The organism is Nakamurella endophytica (genome assembly GCF_014646215.1).
Classification (GTDB): Bacteria; Actinomycetota; Actinomycetes; order Mycobacteriales; family Nakamurellaceae; genus Nakamurella; species Nakamurella endophytica.
Window position 1 is genome coordinate 269,236 of sequence record NZ_BMNA01000004.1, and the last position, 17,054, is coordinate 286,289.

A 17,054-nucleotide genomic window follows, 5' to 3' on the forward strand; every position below is an offset into this window, starting at 1 on the left:
TGCCCCAAACCCCTCAGCGCGCGCACCGCACGATTCTGTAACACCCGATGGAGGCATGATCCCCGAATCGGCGTACTCCACACCCCGACAACGAAGTTGTGATCCGCCAGCAGCCCCTGGTCTGACGGAGTGTAGCCAGGCACCAACGATGGGTTCGCCGAGAGTGGCCGCCGATACTCAATCGTGATCAAAGAGCCCGCCATGCTCCACCCGCGGAGTGATGTGCACCTGACCGGCGAAGCGGTGCGCTTCGGCACGAAGAGAACCACCGGATCGACGACCCGGCCGTCCGGGCGCGCGCGCCCCGCCGACGGCCACCACCGACGGCGCACCGGCGCGGGCGGCGTCCCCCGGTGGTGGCAGCGTCGCCGCCCGGTCCGGTGACGGTCGGTGCAGGTGGGGTGGCCCGCAGCGGCCCCGCCGACGCGCTGGGGACCCACCCGCACAGCGGCGCGGGTCGCGGCAGGGGCACGCCACCCGTTCGCGCCGCCCAAGATCCACGACGGGACCCTTGATAGGCACCGGCCGGGCCTCTAAGGTCATGATCACAGAAGGGTCGACGATCAACGGGGATCGCCGCCCGCTGGCAGGTGTCCGGCCGTCGCCGGCCACCTGCCACGTCGGCATCCCCGTGCTTTCGACACACAGTGCGAATCACTTAGTGCGAATGCGGAGGCGACGACATGGCCGACACCCGGCGACTCCCCGGGCCCAACGCCGATCTCTGGGACTGGCAGCTGCACGCCGCCTGCCGCGGCATGGCCAGCTCCTACTTCTTCCATCCCGAGGGCGAACGCGGGCCGGCCCGTGCCCGGCGGGAGGCCAAGGCCAAGGCCGTCTGCCAGCAGTGCCCCGCACTGCAGGCCTGCCGGGCCCACGCCTTGGAGGTGCACGAGCCCTACGGCATCTGGGGCGGGCTGTCCGAGGGCGAGCGCCAGCAGATCCTCGGCGCCTCCGTCCGCGCCGCGGGCTGACCGCCCCGCCGGACGACCGGGGGCGGCGCCGCGACGGCGCCGCCCCCGATGTGCCCGTGTGCCGGCCGGACCGGCCGCCGGGTCCCCTCAGGGTCGCGTCAGTGCGCGTGCCCGTGATGGCCGCCGGCCGGCGCCGCCGGCTCGGCCTTGGGGATGTCGGTGACCGTGGTCTCCGTCGTCAGCACCATGCCGGCGATGGACGCGGCGTTGGCCACCGCCGCCTTGGTCACCTTGACCGGGTCGATGATCCCGGCGGCGACCAGGTCGCCGTAGGTGCCGGTGGCGGCGTCGAAGCCCTGCCCCGGGGGCAGGTCCGCGATGCGGGACACCACGACGGCGCCCTCCTCGCCGGCGTTGGCGGCGATCCAGTAGGCCGGCGCGGTCAGCGCCTGGCGGACGATGGTGACCCCGGTGGCCTCGTCGCCGGACAGCTCCTGCTCGAGCTCGCCCAGTTCCGCGGCGGCGTGCACGAGAGCGGAACCGCCGCCGGCGATGATGCCCTCGGCCACGGCCGCCTTGGTCGCCGCGACGGCGTCCTCGATGCGGTGCTTGCGCTCCTTGGCCTCGGTCTCCGTGGCCGCGCCGACCTTGACGACGGCGACGCCGCCGGCCAGCTTGGCCAGCCGCTCCTGCAGCTTCTCGCGGTCCCAGTCCGAGTCGGTCCGCTCGATCTCCTGCTTGATTTGCTCGGCCCGCTCGCGGACCGCGTCGGCGCTGCCGCCGCCGTCGACCAGGGTGGTGTCGTCCTTGGTGACGGTCACCCGGCGCGCGCTGCCGAGCACGTCGAGGCCTGCCTCGGAGAGCTTGAGACCGACCTCGGGCGAGACCACCTCGGCACCGGTGACGACCGCCAGATCTTGCAGGAAAGCCTTGCGGCGGTCGCCGAAGTACGGCGACTTGACCGCGACGACCTGGAAGGTCTTGCGGATGGTGTTGACCACCAGGGTGGACAGCGCCTCGCCCTCGACGTCCTCGGCGACGATCAGCAGCGGCTTCTTGGCCTCGAGCACCTTCTCCAGCAGCGGCAGCAGATCGGCCAGCGCGGAGACCTTGTCGCGGACCAGCAGTACCAGCGCGTTCTCCAGGACGGCCTCGCCGGCCTCCGGGTCGGTGGCGAAGTACGGCGAGACGTAGCCCTTGTCGAACTGCACGCCGTCGGTGTAGTCCAGCTCGACGCCGGTGCCGCTGTGCTCCTCGACGGTGACGACGCCGTCCGCGCCGACCTTGGAGATGGCGTCGCCGAGCAGGGCTCCGATGGCGCTGTCCCGGCTGGCGATGGTGCCGACGTTCGCGATGGCCTCGGTGTCGCCGGCCACCGGGGTGGCGCGCGAGTCCAGCACCTCGGCGACCTTGGCGGCGGCCTTGGCGATGCCGGACCGCAGCGCCAGCGGGTCGGCGCCGGCAGCGACGTTGCGCAGGCCGCGGGTCACCAGCGCCTGGGCCAGCACGGTGGCGGTGGTGGTGCCGTCGCCGGCGACGTCGTTGGTCTTGGTGGCGGCGGTCTTGGCGAGCTGGGCGCCGAGGTTCTCCTCGGGGTCGTCGAGCTCGATGTCGCGGGCGATCGTCACGCCGTCGTTGGTGACGGTGGGGCCGCCGAACTTCTTGTCCAGGACCACGTACCGCCCGCGGGGGCCGAGGGTGATCTTGACGGCGTCGGCGAGGTGGTCGACCCCGCGCTGCAACGCCGACCGGGCGGTGGCGTCGAAAGTGATCTGCTTGGCCATGTGTGCCTCTTCTGGTGTCGCTCGGGGAGGTCGGACGCGCGCGGGTGCACCGCCGGCCGGCAGGACCGCACGGGTCGCGCACACCGGTGGCGCACGGTGCCGGCGCCGGGGCCGCCGAGGTCGGTGGAAAGCAGCTCGCCCCGGCCCGCGATGCGCAGGACCGGGGCGAGCGGGACGTTCGAGGTCCGGCACCGGGCCGGACCGGGGCCGCGCGGACGGGGGCCGGCGGAGCCGGCCCCGGTTCACGCGGCAGGGGTCACTTGGTGACCTTGGCCAGCACGTCGCGGGCGGACAGGATCAGGTACTCCTGGCCGGAGTACTTGACCTCGGTCCCGCCGTACTTCGAGTAGATGACGACGTCGCCCTCGGCGACGTCCAGCGGGACCCGGTTGCCGTTGTCGTCGACGCGGCCGGGGCCGACGGCCAGGACCGTGCCCTCCTGCGGCTTCTCCTTGGCGGTGTCCGGGATGACGATGCCGGACGCGGTCGTCGTCTCGGCCTCGTTGGCCTGAACGAGGATCTTGTCCTCGAGCGGCTGGATGTTCACGCTCGCCACGGTGTACCTCCCCTTCGGGGGTTGTCGCGTACCTGTTGAGTACTCGCTGCCTGTGTCGGATGACCAGCTGCGCGCAGCTGGGTAGCACCTGCCGGCCGGCGGGTCCGCGGACCCGGCGATCGGTCGGGAACGTCACGCGCGCAGGGCCGTCGTCGCGGGTGCCGGCCTGCGCTGCACCGTTCGACTAGCACTCTAACCATGCGAGTGCCAGAGCTCAACCGGGGGCCGGCCGGCGTGGCGGGCCGGTCAGGCGGGGTCGGCCAGCAACGCCGCGATACGTCGCGCGGCGGCCACCGACGGGCCGTCGCCGGCCGCGGCGAGCCAGGCGTTCGCCTGCGGCAGCAGGATCCTGGACAGCGCCGCCTCGGCCACCAGACGGCGGCCCGGGGTCAGCGTCACGTCGAGGGCGGCGAACCACTGCGCGACCGGGTCCCGGTCGGGCAGGCCGTCGAGCAGGTCCGGCTCGGTGTCGGCGAGCAGCAACGCGGCCGCCGCCAGCGCGGTGACCGCCGTCTCCGGCGACAGGTCGCCCTCCTCGTGGTGGGCCGCCGCCTGCAGCGCCGCGGACACCCGGTCCCCCACCTCGGTCTCCGGCCCGGACCGCAGCCGCTCGACGAAGGCGCCGGCCGCCGGCTCGCCGAAGATGCCCGTCCCCACGCCACCGGGGTTGCCCATGTCGCCTCCGTGCTGCTCCGTCGGTGCGCGGCCGCCGCCGGCGGCCGCCCTGCCCAGGGTAGGGACCGTCCCCAAGGGTCAGGCCACGAGCACCGTGGACACCGGCAGCGCCGGATCCCCGCCCAGGTACGGGCCGGACGGCGCGCCGCCCGCCCTTGCCACGTGTGCCCCTACCGCGGCGATCATCGCGCCGTTGTCCGTGCAGAGTCCCGGGCGGGGCACCCGCAGGGAGAGCCCCGCCGCCGCGCACCGCTGGGCGGCGAGTGCCCGCAACCGGCCGTTGGCCGCCACCCCGCCGGCGACGACCACGGTCCCGATCCCCAGGTCCGTGGCCGCGCGCACGGTCTTGCCGGTCAGCACGTCGACCACCGCCTCCTGGAAGGAGGCGCAGACGTCGGCCACCGGGACCGGCCGCCCGGCGGCCAGCAGTCCCTCGACGTGCCGGGCGACGGCCGTCTTCAGCCCCGAGAACGAGAAGTCGTACGGGCTGTCGCGCAGGTCGCGCGGTCCGGTCAGGCCCCGCGGGAACGGGATGGCGGCGGGGTCGCCGTCGGCGGCCATGCGGTCGATCACCGGGCCGCCCGGGTAGCCGAGGCCGAGCAGCCGGGCCACCTTGTCGTAGGCCTCGCCCGCGGCGTCGTCCAGCGTGGTGCCGATCTCGGTGATCGGCGCGGGACCCCGGCCGCCCAGGTCGTCGATGCGCAGCAGCTGCGTGTGCCCGCCCGAGACCAGCAGGGCCAGGGACGGTGTCGGGAGCTCGCCGTGCTCCAGGGTGTCCGCGGCGACGTGGCCGGCCAGGTGGTTGACGCCGAACACCGGCACCCGCCAGGCGGCGCCGTAGGCCTTGGCCGCCGCGACGCCGACCAGCAGGGCGCCGGCCAGGCCGGGACCGGCGGTCACCGCGACGGCGTCGACGTCGGCGTGCCGCAGCCCGGCGGCGTCGAAGGCGCCGCGGACGATCCCGGTCATCGACTCCAGGTGCGCACGCGAGGCGATCTCGGGCACCACGCCGCCGAACCGCGCGTGCTGGTCGGAGCTGGAGGCCAGGGCGTGGCCGAGCAGTTCCGGCGCCCCGTCGGTGATCCGCACCAGCCCCGCGCCGGTCTCGTCGCAGGACGACTCGATGCCGAGGACCACGGCACCCGGACCCAGCGAGGGCGTCGGCCCGGCGTGCCGGGGGCCGGTCACCGCTCGCCCCCGGAGGCGGCGGAGGCGCCGGCCGGACGCTCCATCGTCCAGGCGTCCGCGCCGCTGGGCTGGTAGTAGCCCCGCCGCACGCCCATGCGCCGGAAGCCCTCCGACTCGTACAGCGCGATGGCCGGGGCGTTGTCGGTCCGCACCTCGAGCAGCACCCGGCGCGGGCCGGCCGCCCGCAGCAGGTCCCGGAGCAGCACCCGGCCCAGCCCGGCGTGCTGCCGGTCCGGCCGCACCCCGATCGTCTGCACCTCGGCCTCGTCGTCCGTGCGGGCCAGGCCGGCGTAGGCCAGCACGTCCCCGGTTCCGTGCGCGCTGCCGTCCGCACTGACCTCCGCGCTGCCCTCTGCGGCTCCTGCCGGTTCGCGCACCACCACGTAGTGGTGCCCGGCGGCCAGCTCGGACCAGAACATGGCCGCCGTCCACGGCGAGTCACCCGGGAAGAGCAGCTCCTCCAGCCGGACCAGGGCCGGGATGTCCCACCAGCGCACGGGTTCCGGCCGCAGCGTCACGGCGGTCGCGGTCACGACGCGGCTCCGGCCGGCGCGACGCCGATCGGCGTCCTCGGGACCGTGGCGTCCGGCCGGCGCAGGTAGAGCGGCACCAGCGGGCCGGGCACGGCGCCGGTGACCAGGGCGCGGGCCGCGGCGGCGGCCAGCCCGGCCGGCAGGTCCAGCAGGGCGTCCCACCCGGGCAGCTCGAGGTGGCCGTCGAGCAGGCCGGCACCGCGGCCGGCGGCGAGCACGGGCCGGATGCCGTGCTCGGCCAGCACACCGGCGACCGCGGCCGGGGAGAGCACCTGCGGCCCGAGCAGCCGGCGACCGTCCGACCCGTACGCCGACAGGTACACCTCGCGCCGCCGGGCGTCGGTGACCACGACGAACGGCCCCGGGACCGCAGCCGGCGCGGCGGTGCCGCCGCGCCCGGCGAGCACCGCGCGGGCCACGCCGTCGTGTCCCGGGACGCCGTGCACGGCCACCCCGAGCCCGTCGCCGAGCGCCTGGGCGGTGGCGATGCCGACCCGCAGGCCGGTGTACGGACCGGGCCCCAGCCCGACGACGACGGCGTCCACCTCGCGCAGGTCGCGGCCGGCGCCGTCCAGCACCCGGGTGACCAGCGGCAGCAGCTGTTCCGCGTGCCCGAAGGCGTCCACCACCTCGGCGGCGGACACCGTCTCGACCGGGCGCCCGGCGCCGCCGACCAGTTCGTGGGGATGGCGCACCGTGACGGCGCCGGCGGTGATCGCCGGTGTCGAGGTGTCCACGGCCAGCACCAGCACGGAGCCGATCCTAGGTGCCCGCGCCGGACCTCCGTGGCGACGCCGCCGGCACCGTCCCTGCGGCCCGGCCCGGCCCCGTGGGACAGTGGGCCGATGCCTGCCGAGAAACGCGACCTGACCGGCTCCGTCGTGCTGGTCACCGGCGCCGGAGCCGGCATCGGCGGCGCCGTCGCGGACCTGCTCGTCGAGGCCGGCGCGTGCGTCGTGGCCTGCGACGTCGACGCCGAGCGGGCCCGGCAGCGGCTCGCCGCGCTCCCGGCGGACCAGGTCCTGGTGCAGCGCACGGACGTCCGCTCCCCCGCCGACCTGGCCGCCGCGGTGCAGGGTGCCGTGCAGCGGTGGGGGCGGCTGGACTCCGTGGTGGCCAACGCCGGTGTGGGGGTGTTCGGCAGCATCCTGGACTACCCGGACGAGACCCTGCAGCGCATCGTCGACACCAACCTGCTCGGCACGGTGTGGGCCGTGCGCGCCGCGGTCCGCGAGTTCGACCGCGGCGGGGCGGGCGGCGACGTCGTCGTGCTGGCCTCGGTCGCCGGGCTCGGCACCGCCGGCGGCAACGAGACCGTGTACGCCGCCAGCAAGTTCGGTCAGGTCGGCTTTGCCATCTCGCTCGACCGCGAGGTCCGGCACCGCGGGATCCGGGTCAGCACCATCGCTCCCGCGGCGGTCGACACCGGTTTCGCCGACGGCGTCGGCAGGGTGTCCGGCGACCCGGTCAAGCAGAGCTACCTGCGGCCGGCGGACGTCGCGGCTGCCGTGGTCACCGTGCTGGAGCAGCCGCGCCGCATGCGCACCGCGCTGTGGAGCATGTGGAGCATGTCCGAGGACAGCTGATGCCGTCCCGTCCCTGCTCCCGGAGCACCCGGTGCCGCCGGTGCCGCCGGTGGGATCCGTGACGGACCCCGGAACGGCCGACGTGGTGGCCGCCCTGCGCCGGGTGGTGCGCGGCGACGTCGACGCCGGCACCCGGCGCCGGGCCGAGTACTCCACCGACGCCAGCAACTACCGGGTCGTGCCGCAGGTGGTCGTGCAACCGCTCGACACCGACGACGTGCTCGCGGTTCTCGACGTCGCCCGGACCACCGGGACCCCGCTCACCTGCCGCGGCGGTGGAACCTCCGTCGCCGGCAACGCCGTCGGTCCGGGCATCGTGCTGGACCTCTCGCGGCACCTGCACCGGGTGCTGGAGGTCGACCCGGAGGCCGGGACCGCCCGCGTGGAACCGGGTGTCGTCCTCGCCGCGCTGCAGCGCCGGGTGGCGCCGCACGGACTGCGGTTCGGGCCGGACCCGTCCACCCACGCCAGGGCCACGCTCGGCGGCATGATCGGCAACAACGCCTGCGGGCCGCACGCGGTGGCGCACGGCCGGACCGCCGACAACGTCGCCGCTCTCACCGTCGCCGACGGCCGCGGCCGGGTCCTCGACACCCGGACACCGGACGCCGTCCCGGGTCTGGCCGAGCTGGTCGACCGGAACCTGGCCACCGTCCGCACGTCGTTCGGCCGGTTCGGCCGCCAGGTGTCGGGCTACTCGCTGGAACACCTGCTGCCGGAACGCGGACGCGACCTGTCCCGGGCGCTGGTCGGCAGCGAGGGCACGCTGGCCGTCGTCCTGGACGCCACGGTGCGCCTGGTCCGGCGGGTGCCCGCCACCGCGCTGGCCGTCCTGGGCTACCCCGACATGCCGGCCGCGGCGGACGCCGTGCCGGCGCTGCTGCGGCACCGCCCGGAGGCGGTGGAGGGCCTGGACTCCCGGCTGGTCGACGTCGTGCGCCGGCACCGGGGCGCCGCCACGGTGCCGGCGCTGCCGCGCGGCGCGGGGTGGCTGATGGTCGAGACGGCCGGGGCCACGGAGGCCGAGGCGGTGGCCGGGGCGCGGGCGGTCGCGGCCGCCGGTGCGCCGCTGGACAGCCTGGTGGTGCCGGCCGGGCCGGTGGCGACGGCGCTGTGGCGCATCCGCGAGGACGGCGCCGGGCTCGCCGGCCGCACGCCGGGCGGGCGGCCGGCGTGGCCGGGGTGGGAGGACGCGGCGGTACCCCCGGACCGGCTGGGCCGCTACCTGCGGGAGTTCGACGAGCTCGCCGCCGCAGCGGGTCTCACCGGGATCCCGTACGGGCACTTCGGCGACGGCTGCGTGCACGTGCGTCTCGACCTGCCGCTGCACGACCCGGCCCGGGCCGCCGGCGACCTCACCGGTTTCGTCCGGGCGGCCGCGGAACTCGTGGTGCGGCACGGGGGTTCGCTCTCCGGCGAGCACGGCGACGGCCGGGCCCGCGGCGACCTGCTGCCCCTGATGTACCCGCCGGCGGCGATCGAGCTGTTCGGCGCGGTCAAGGCGCTGTTCGACCCGGCCGACGTCCTGAACCCGGGCGTGCTGGTCCGTCCGGACCCGGTGGGCGCGGCGCTGCGGCGGCCCGCCGCCCGGCCGACCGTCCCGGTCGGCGGCTGGGCGCTGCGCGAGGACGGTGGCGACCTGACCACCGCCGTGCACCGCTGCGTCGGGGTCGGCAAGTGCCGGGCCGACAGCACGGCCGCCGGCGGCTTCATGTGCCCGTCCTACCTGGCGACCCGGGACGAGCGGGACAGCACCCGCGGCCGGGCGCGGGTGCTGCAGGAGCTGACGAACGGCACCCTGGTCCGGGACTGGACGGGTCCGGAGGTGCAGGAGTCGCTGGAGCTGTGCCTGTCCTGCAAGGCCTGCGCCACCGACTGCCCCGCCGGGGTGGACATGGCCCGCTACAAGTCCGAGGCGCTGTACCGCCGGTACCGGGGCCGGCGCCGGCCGGCGAGCCACTACAGCCTGGGCGCGCTGCCCCGCTGGCTGGCGGTCCTGGACCGGTTGCCCCGCGGCACCGCCGCGGTGGCGAACCGGGCGCTCTCCGGCGCCCGCACCGGCGCGTTGCTGCGTCGCGCGGCCGGCATCGACCCGCGGCGGGCCCTGCCCGCGCTCCCGGCGCGGAGCTTCCGCCGGCGCGGCGGGGGACGGCGCGACGCGGCGGCCGGCGGCCCCGCACCGCTCGGGCCGGCGCTGCTGTGGGTGGACACCTTCTCCGGCGGGCTGGACCCGGACGCGGCCGCGGCGGCCGTCACCGTGCTGACCCGCGCCGGCCACCGCGTCGAGTCCCCGGCCAGGGCGGCCTGCTGCGGGCTGACCTGGATCACCACCGGGCAGCTGGACACCGCCCGCCGCCGGCTGCGCGGCCTGCTCGACGTGCTCGGTCCGGCCGTCGCCGACGGTATCCCGGTGGTCGGGCTGGAGCCGTCCTGCGTCGCCGCGGTCCGCTCCGACCTGCCCGAGCTGCTGCCCGACGACCCGCGCAGCGCCGCGGTGGCCGGCGCCGTCCGCACCCTGGCCGAGCTCCTCGCCGGGGCACCCAGCGCCGCCGGCTGGCGGCCGCCGGACCTGTCCGGGCTGCGCCTGGTCGTGCAGCCGCACTGCCACCACCACTCGGTGCTGGGCTGGGACGCCGACCGGGCGCTGCTGGCCCGGACCGGGGCCGAGGTGGAGGAGCTGGCCGGCTGCTGCGGACTGGCCGGTAACTGGGGCATGGAGCGAGGGCACTACGAGACCTCGGTCGCCGTGGCCCGGACCGCGCTGCTGCCCGCCCTGGAGCGCCGGTCGGGCAGCACCGGGCCGGGCGGCGGGACCGTCGTGCTGGCCGACGGCTTCTCCTGCCGCACGCAGATCGACCAGCTCGCCGGCGTCCCGGCGCTGACCCTGGCCCAGCTGCTGGCCGCACCACCCGGGCCGCCGGGACCGCCGGGACCGGCAGGACCCGCAGGGTGAGCGACCTGGCGTCTACGGTGGGCCGATGCCCGGACCCGTCACGCTCGCCGACGTGGCGAGGGCGGCCGGTGTCTCGCTGGCGACGGCGTCCCGAGCGCTGAACGGCGCGCCCGGCCGGCGGGTCGGCGGCGAGCTGCGGTCCCGGGTGCTGCTGGCCGCCGCCCGGCTGCACTACTCGCCGAACGCCAATGCCCAGGCCATGGCCCGGGGCACCAGCGCCACCGTCGGCCTGGTCGTGCACGACATCGCCGACCCGTTCGCGGCGTCGGTGGCCAGCGGGGTGATCGAGGCGGCGGCCGAGCGGGACCTGCTGGTCAGCGTCTCCGCCACGCAGTGGGACCCGGAGACCGAGATCCGGCACGTCGAGGCGCTGCGCCGGCAGCGGGCCCGGGCGGTGATCCTGGCCGGCAGCCGGTGGGCCGACGACGAGGTCGAGGAGCGGCTGGTGGCCCAGCTGGCGGGCGTGGTGGCCGCCGGCGGGCACGTCGCCGTCGTCGGCCAGCGGCTGGCGTCGGTGAACAGCCTGGCGCTGGGCAACGCCGCCGGCGCCCGGCGGCTGGCCCGGGTGCTGTGGACCCTGGGCTACCGGCGGTTCGCGGTCCTCAGCGGCTCCGAGCGGCAGGTGACCAGCGAGGAGCGGCTGACCGGTTTTCGCGACGGGCTGGCCGACTGCGGTCACCGGCTCCCGGACGAGAACGTGATCGCCACCCAGCCGACGCGGGACGGCGGCTACGTGGCGATGACCGAGCTGCTGGACCGGGAGATCGACGTCGAGGCGGTGTTCGCGATCAGCGACGTGATGGCCGTCGGCGCCATGGCCGCGCTGCGCGAGCAGGGCTACCGGGTGCCGCAGGACATGGCGCTGGCCGGCTTCGAGGACATCCCGGCCCTGCGCGACCTGCAGCCGCCGCTCACGTCCGTGCGGATCCGGCTGGACCAGCTGGGCCGCCGGGCCCTGGACCTGGCGCTCGGCGCACCGTCCACCGGGGCGCCGGCGCCGACGAGCTCGCCGCCGTCCGCGGGGTCCGCCGCCGACCCCGTGCACCTGGTGGTGCAGGGCGAAGTGGTCGTCCGGGCCAGCACCCCGGTGCGCACCGTCGCGGGGGGTGCCGGATGACCGCCGACGGCGGGCCGGCCGACCTGGTGGTGCTGGGCCCGGTGCACCGGGTCGACGCGGCGGGCAGCCGGACCGACGCCCTCGCCGTGCGCGGCGACCGGATCGTCGCCCTCGGCAGCGCGGACGTCCGGCCGCTGGTCGGGCCGCGCACCGACGTGGTCGACGCCACCGCGGGTCTCGTGCTGCCCGGGTTCGTCGACGCGCACGTGCACCCGGCCACCGCGGGCCGCAACACGCTGACCGCGGACCTGGCCGGGCTCGACGGCCCGGAGGCCTACCTGGCGGCGGTGGCCCGGTACGCCGACGCCCATCCGGACCGGCCGTGGATCACCGGCGGCGGCTGGAGCATGGAGCACTTCCCCGGCGGCCTGCCGCGGCGCGAGGACCTGGACCGGGTGACCGGCGACCGGCCGGCATTCCTGTTCAACCGCGACGTGCACGGCGCCTGGGTGAACACGGCCGCACTCCGCGCCGCGGGCATCACCGCCGCCACCCCGGACCCGGTGGACGGCCGGATCGAGCGCGACCCGGACGGAGAGCCGACCGGGATGCTGCACGAGGGAGCCGCCTACAGCCTGGAGACCGACGTGCTGCCCGCGCCGGGGCACCGGGAGTGGTGCGCCGCCGTGCTGGCGGGTCAGGCACACCTGCACCGGCTCGGCATCACCGGCTTCCAGGACGCCTGGGTGACCCCGGACCTGGAGCGGGCCTACCGCAGCGTGGACGCCGACGGTGCCCTCACCGCCCGGGTGGTGGGCGCGCTGTGGTGGGACCGGCACCGCGGGCTCGACCAGGTCGACGACCTGCTCGACCGGCGGGCGGCGGGTCCCGGGCGGCCGGGCGGCGCCTTCCACCCCGGCACCGTCAAGATCATGATCGACGGGGTGCTGGAGAACGGCACCGGCGCGCTGCTCGCCCCGTACTGCGGTCACCACCACGGCCCGGACGGTGCGGCCGCAGCGGCGGGCGCAGCGGCGGGCACGGGCGGTACGGACGGCGGGGACGGCGCGAACAGCGGGCTGGTCTACGTCGACCCTGCCGTGCTGCAGGAGGCGGTGACCCGGCTGCACGGCCACGGATTCCAGGTGCACCTGCACGCCATCGGCGACCGGGCGGTGCGGCTGGCGCTGGACGCCGTGGCCGCGGCCCGCCGGCGGCACGGCCCCGGCGACCACCGCCACCACGTCGCGCACGTCCAGGTCGTCGACCCGGCCGACCTGCCGCGGTTCCGGGACCTCGGGGTGACGGCCACCCTGCAGGCCTTCTGGGCGCAGCACGAGCCGCAGATGGACGAGCTGACGGTGCCGTTCCTGGGTCCGCGGCGCAGCGCCTTGCAGTATCCGTTCCGGTCGCTGGCCGCATCCGGGGCGACGCTGGCGATGGGCAGCGACTGGGGCGTCACCACCGCCGACCCCCTGGCCCAGCTCGAGGTGGCGGTCACCCGCCGCGGGCCCGACCGGCGTGACGGCCCGAGCTTCCTGCCCGCGGAACGGTTGTCGCTGCCCACGGCGGTGCGGGCATTCACCGCGGGCTCGGCCTGGGTCAACCACGACGACGACGCCGGCACGCTGTCGGTGGGACGGCGGGCCGACCTGGCGGTGCTGGACCGCGACGTGTTCGCCGACCCCGACGCCCGGGTCGCCGACGCCCGGGTCACCTGCACCGTGGCCGCCGGCCGCGTGGTGCACCGCGACGGCCGCTGAGGCCGGTCCGCACCGCACCGGGAGCGCCGAGGTCGGCCCGTCCACCGCACCGGGCGCAACCCGGCCCGATCACCTCGCCCAGGACGCGACGTCCTCGAGGTGGACGGGCAGCGACCGCACCCGGATCCCCGTCGCATGGTGCACCGCGTTGGCCACCGCCGCCGCCGCGCCGACGATGCCGATCTCGCCGATGCCCTTGGTCCCCATCGGGTTGACCTGCTCGTCGTGCTCGTCGATCCACTCCACGTGGATGTCCCGGATGTCCGCGTTCACCGGCACGTGATACGTGGCCAGGTCGTGGTTGGCGTAGTCGCCGAAGGCGGCGTCCATGACGCCTTCCTCCAGCAGCGCCATCCCGACGCCCATCGTCATCCCGCCGAGGAACTGCGACCGGGCGGTGACCGGGTTGACGATCCGGCCGGCGGCGAAGACGCCGACCATCCGGTCCAGGCGGATCTCGCCGGTGACGTCGCTGACCCGCACCGTGGCGAACTGCGCGCCGAAGGCCTGCCGGGTCACGTCGGCCCGGTCCTGCAGGTCCTCCTCGGTGGACGCCTGCACGGTCAGGTCCTCCGCCGGCCCGTCGGGGAAGCGGTCCTCGAGCTCCGCGCGCAGGGCGGCGCAGACCTTGGTCACGGCCCACCCCCAGCTGGCCGTGCCCATCGACCCGCCGGCCACCCCGGCCTCGGGCAAGTCCGAGTCCCCGATCAGGATCCGCACCCGGTCCCGGGCGGCGCCGAGGGCCTCGGCGGCCAGCACCAGCAGCGCGGTGCGGGCCCCGGTGCCGATGTCCGTCGCGTTGACCCGGACGGTGTACCCGCCGTCGGGGTGCGCGGTGGCGCTGGCCGAGGCCGGTGAGGCGTACGCCGGGTAGGTCGACGACGCGACACCCGTCCCGATCCACCACTCGCCCTCCCGGCGGCTGCGGGGACGCGGGTCCCGGTCCGCCCAGCCGACCAGATCCGCACCCCGACGCAGGCACGCCACGAGGTTGCGACTGGAGAACGGCGTGCCGCGCTCCGGGTCGGTCGCCGGTTCGTTGCGGATCCGCAGCTCGACGGGGTCCATGCCCAGCCGGACGGCGAGCTCGTCCATGGCGGACTCGAGCGCGTACATGCCGGGGCACTCGCCCGGCGCCCGCATCCACGACGGGATCGGCACGTCCAGGACGGCGACGTGGTGGTCGGTGCGGCGGTGCCGGGCGGCGTACATGACCCGGGTGGCGACGCCGACCTGTTCGGCGAACTCCTGGTGCGTCGCCGTCTGGACGACGGCGCGGTGGTCGATGACCTGCAGCCGCCCGGTGCGGTCCGCGCCGAGCCGGACCCGCTGGATCGTCGGCGTGCGGTAGCCGACGAGCGCGAACATCTGCTGCCGGGTCAGTGCCATCCGCACCGGGCGGCCGACGTGCCGCGCGGCCAGCACCGCCAGCACCACCTGTGGGCGGGGGGTGCCCTTGGAACCGAAGCCGCCACCGACGTGCGTGCTCACCACCCGCACCCGGTCGCGCGGCAGCTCGAACACCTGGCAGACCGCGTCGCGCACCGGCGTGCTGCCCTGGTTGGAGTCCCACAGCGTGACCCGGTCGTCCGTCCAGACGGCCGTGGTGGCATGCGGTTCCATGGCGTTGTTGTGCAGACCCGGTGTCCGGTAGACCTCGTCGACCCGGACCTCGCTGCGCTCGAAAGCAGCGTCCGGGTCACCCATCTCGCTGGTCGTCGGGATGCCGGCGTTGAGCTGCTCGGGCCGGTACAGCGACGGGTCGTCCTCGGTCAGCACGCTGCGGTGCGGCTCGGTCGCGTAGTCCACGCGCACGAGGCCGGCGACCTCCCTGGCCTGCTCGGCGGTCGTGGCCACCACGACCGCCACGACCTCCCCGCGGAAGTGCACCCGGTCGGACTGCAGCTGGTCCTGCATGGCGTCGCCGGTCGAGGCCATCCTGGGCGCGTTGCCGTGCCAGAGCACGGCCAGCACGCCCGGCAGCCCCATGGCGGCGTCGACGTCGACGTGCCGCACCCGCCCGTGCGGAACGTCGGCGCACACCGCCCAGGCGTAGGCCACCTCGTCGACCGGGTACTCGTAGGCGTAGTGCGCCCGCCCGGTCACCTTCTCGCGTCCCTCGACCCGGTGCGCCGGCGCGGAGGTGCGCCCGCCGGTCTGCTCGGCGGTCTGCTCGGTGCTGGGCGCCGCCACGGTCCCGGTCATGCGCCGTCCTCCGTCCGTCCGCCGTCGGTCCCGAGCCCGGCGAGCCGGCTCAGCTCCGCCACCGCCACCGCCCGGATCAGCGGCACCTTGAAGGCGTTGTCCGGCAGGGGTGTGGCGGCCGCCAGCTCCCGGTCCAGCGCCGCGCCGAACGCCGCCGCGGTGGCCGGGCCGCCGCGCAGCGCCGCCTCGGCGACCCTGGCCCGCCACGGCCGGTGCGCGACCGCCCCGAAGGCCAGCGCCACGTCGACGACCGTGCCGCCGTCGACCACCAGGCCCGCGGCCACCGACCCGACGGCGAACGCGAAGGACGCCCGGTCGCGGACCTTGCGGTACACCGACGAGGACGAGAGCGGGGACGGCGGTGGCAGCTGCACCGCCGTGACGAGTTCGCCGTGCTGCAGGACGGTGTCGCGGTCGGGTTCGTCCCCCGGCAACCGGTGGAAGTCGTCGAGCGCGAGGGTCCGGTCCCCGGCGGGACCGGTGGTGAGCACGGTCGCGTCCAGGGCGGCCAGCGCCACCGCCATGTCCGACGGGTGGGTGGCGATGCACGCCTCGCTGGTGCCCAGCACCGCGAGATCCCGGTGCACGCCCTGCCGGGCGGGACAGCCGCTGCCCGGGACGCGCTTGTTGCACGGCTTGGTGACGTCCTGGAAGTACAGGCAGCGGGTGCGCTGCAACAGGTTCCCGGCGGTCGTCGCCATGTTGCGCAGCTGCCCGGTCGCGCCCGCGAGCAGGGCCTGGCTCAGCGCCGGGTAGTCGCGGCGGACGGCGGGATGGGCGGCGAGGTCGCTGTTGCGCACGGCGGCACCGATGCGGAGGCCGTCCGGGCCGTCCTGCACGGTGTCCAGCGGCAGCCCGGAGACGTCGACCAGGCGGCCCCGCCGCGCCACGCCCAGCCGCAGCAGGTCGACGAGATTGGTCCCGCCGCCGAGGAACTGGGCCTCGTCGTCGTCGCGGAGCGCGCCGACGGCCTCGGCCACCGACGCCGCGCGGACGTACTCGAACGCCCTCACGACCGGGCGCCGACCGCACCGCCGTCGGAACCGTCCGCACCGGCACCGGCGGTCGCCGCCGCCGCGTCGAGGACGGCCGGGACGATGTTGGCGTAGGCGCCGCACCGACAGATGTTGCCGCTCATCCGCTCCCGGACCTCGGCGGCATCGAGGCCGGCTACCGACCCGTCGGCGCCGTCGCGCCCGGGCGGCGTCACCGCGCTGGGCCACCCGGCGGCCGCCTCGGCGAGGACGCCGACGGCGGAGCAGATCTGGCCGGGCGTGCAGTAGCCGCACTGGTAGGCGTCCCGGTCGAGGAACGCCTGCTGGACCGGGTGCAACCGGTCGCCGGCGGCCAACCCCTCCACGGTCGTCACCGGACGGCCGGACGCCGCGACGGCGAGGACCAGGCAGCTGTTCACCCGGCGGCCGTCGAGCAGGACCGTGCAGGCGCCGCACTGCCCGTGGTCGCACCCCTTCTTGGAACCGGTCAGCCGCAGCTCCTCGCGCAGCGCGTCCAGCAGCGAGGTGCGGTTGTCCAGCCGCACGGTGCGGGACCGCCCGTTGACCACCAGCTCGACGGTCGAGGCGGGCGGCCCGCCCGATCCGGAACGCGGGGACGGGGAGGGCGGCATGGCGGCGGTCACCCGTGCACGGTCACCCGACCGCGCCGCGGGGAAACGGCCGGACCGGCGATCGTCGCGCGGGACCGGCGAGCCGCGGTCGGAGCCGCACGGGAGCCGGCCATCCGGTGTGCTCGGCCGTCCCTGCCCTCGCCGTCGGCGCGCACAGCGACCGCTCAGCGGAGCGACAGCGGCCACCCGGCACGGCCGACCACCGTCGTCCGC

The 17,054-nt window shown here is 76.2% G+C and carries 14 protein-coding genes; 5 read left to right on the forward strand and 9 right to left on the reverse strand.

Going from position 1 to position 17,054, the window contains the following annotated elements; genetic code table 11:
- Positions 1-683 precede the first annotated feature (683 nt).
- The gene (locus IEY37_RS11720; protein ID WP_188941739.1) at positions 684-974 is read left to right on the forward strand and encodes a WhiB family transcriptional regulator; all 291 of its coding nucleotides are present in this window, start codon (positions 684-686) and stop codon (positions 972-974) included.
- 98 nt (positions 975-1,072) lie between these two features.
- Here the strand turns inward: IEY37_RS11720 and groL are convergent, their stop codons facing one another.
- From groL to tsaB, 6 genes are all read right to left on the reverse strand, one after another.
- Entirely contained in the window at positions 1,073-2,698 is a 1,626-nt protein-coding gene (gene groL / locus IEY37_RS11725; protein ID WP_188941740.1) for a chaperonin GroEL, read from the reverse strand.
- Positions 2,699-2,954: 256 nt separating this feature from the next.
- Positions 2,955-3,254: a co-chaperone GroES gene (groES, locus tag IEY37_RS11730; protein WP_188941741.1), complete on the reverse strand. Its 300-nt coding sequence runs from the start codon at positions 3,252-3,254 to the stop codon at positions 2,955-2,957.
- Between the two features lie 246 nt (positions 3,255-3,500).
- On the reverse strand, positions 3,501-3,929 hold the full coding sequence (locus tag IEY37_RS11735; protein WP_188941742.1) for a DUF4259 domain-containing protein: 429 nt from the start codon (positions 3,927-3,929) through the stop codon (positions 3,501-3,503).
- Between the two features lie 78 nt (positions 3,930-4,007).
- Entirely contained in the window at positions 4,008-5,117 is a 1,110-nt protein-coding gene (gene tsaD, locus IEY37_RS11740; protein WP_229674326.1) for a tRNA (adenosine(37)-N6)-threonylcarbamoyltransferase complex transferase subunit TsaD, read from the reverse strand.
- The gene (locus tag IEY37_RS11745; protein WP_229674327.1) at positions 5,114-5,650 is read right to left on the reverse strand and encodes a GNAT family N-acetyltransferase; all 537 of its coding nucleotides are present in this window, start codon (positions 5,648-5,650) and stop codon (positions 5,114-5,116) included. Before IEY37_RS11745 ends, tsaD begins: the two co-directional genes overlap by 4 nt.
- Complete coding sequence (gene tsaB, locus IEY37_RS11750) at positions 5,647-6,402, reverse strand: tRNA (adenosine(37)-N6)-threonylcarbamoyltransferase complex dimerization subunit type 1 TsaB (RefSeq protein ID WP_188941743.1); 756 nt, start codon at positions 6,400-6,402, stop codon at positions 5,647-5,649. Before tsaB ends, IEY37_RS11745 begins: the two co-directional genes overlap by 4 nt.
- A gap of 93 nt (positions 6,403-6,495) precedes the next feature.
- Here tsaB and IEY37_RS11755 point away from each other — a divergent pair, with 93 nt between their 5' ends.
- The 4 genes from IEY37_RS11755 to IEY37_RS11770 are packed head-to-tail and all read left to right on the forward strand — an operon-like array spanning position 6,496 to position 13,009.
- Positions 6,496-7,236 (forward strand): SDR family oxidoreductase, encoded by a 741-nt coding sequence (locus IEY37_RS11755; RefSeq protein WP_188941744.1) that lies wholly within the window; start codon positions 6,496-6,498, stop codon positions 7,234-7,236.
- Between the two features lie 58 nt (positions 7,237-7,294).
- On the forward strand, positions 7,295-10,189 hold the full coding sequence (locus tag IEY37_RS11760) for an FAD-binding and (Fe-S)-binding domain-containing protein (protein ID WP_229674328.1): 2,895 nt from the start codon (positions 7,295-7,297) through the stop codon (positions 10,187-10,189).
- A 25-nt stretch (positions 10,190-10,214) separates the two neighbouring features.
- Entirely contained in the window at positions 10,215-11,306 is a 1,092-nt protein-coding gene (locus tag IEY37_RS11765; RefSeq protein WP_188941746.1) for a LacI family DNA-binding transcriptional regulator, read from the forward strand.
- A complete protein-coding gene (locus tag IEY37_RS11770; protein ID WP_188941747.1) occupies positions 11,303-13,009 on the forward strand; it encodes an amidohydrolase in 1,707 nt (568 codons plus the stop codon). The genes IEY37_RS11765 and IEY37_RS11770 overlap by 4 nt, the downstream gene beginning before the upstream one ends.
- A gap of 69 nt (positions 13,010-13,078) precedes the next feature.
- On the opposite strand, the gene IEY37_RS11775 is transcribed toward IEY37_RS11770, so the two are convergent.
- Genes IEY37_RS11775 through IEY37_RS11785 form a run of 3 tightly spaced genes read right to left on the reverse strand, consistent with a single transcriptional unit; the run spans position 13,079 to position 16,841 of the window.
- Positions 13,079-15,214 (reverse strand): xanthine dehydrogenase family protein molybdopterin-binding subunit, encoded by a 2,136-nt coding sequence (locus tag IEY37_RS11775; RefSeq protein ID WP_188941748.1) that lies wholly within the window; start codon positions 15,212-15,214, stop codon positions 13,079-13,081.
- Positions 15,211-16,227: an FAD binding domain-containing protein gene (locus tag IEY37_RS11780; RefSeq protein ID WP_188941749.1), complete on the reverse strand. Its 1,017-nt coding sequence runs from the start codon at positions 16,225-16,227 to the stop codon at positions 15,211-15,213. The genes IEY37_RS11775 and IEY37_RS11780 overlap by 4 nt, the downstream gene beginning before the upstream one ends.
- Positions 16,224-16,841, reverse strand: coding sequence for a 2Fe-2S iron-sulfur cluster-binding protein (locus tag IEY37_RS11785; protein WP_188942340.1), 618 nt, complete (start codon positions 16,839-16,841; stop codon positions 16,224-16,226). The genes IEY37_RS11780 and IEY37_RS11785 overlap by 4 nt, the downstream gene beginning before the upstream one ends.
- Positions 16,842-17,054: the final 213 nt, after the last annotated feature.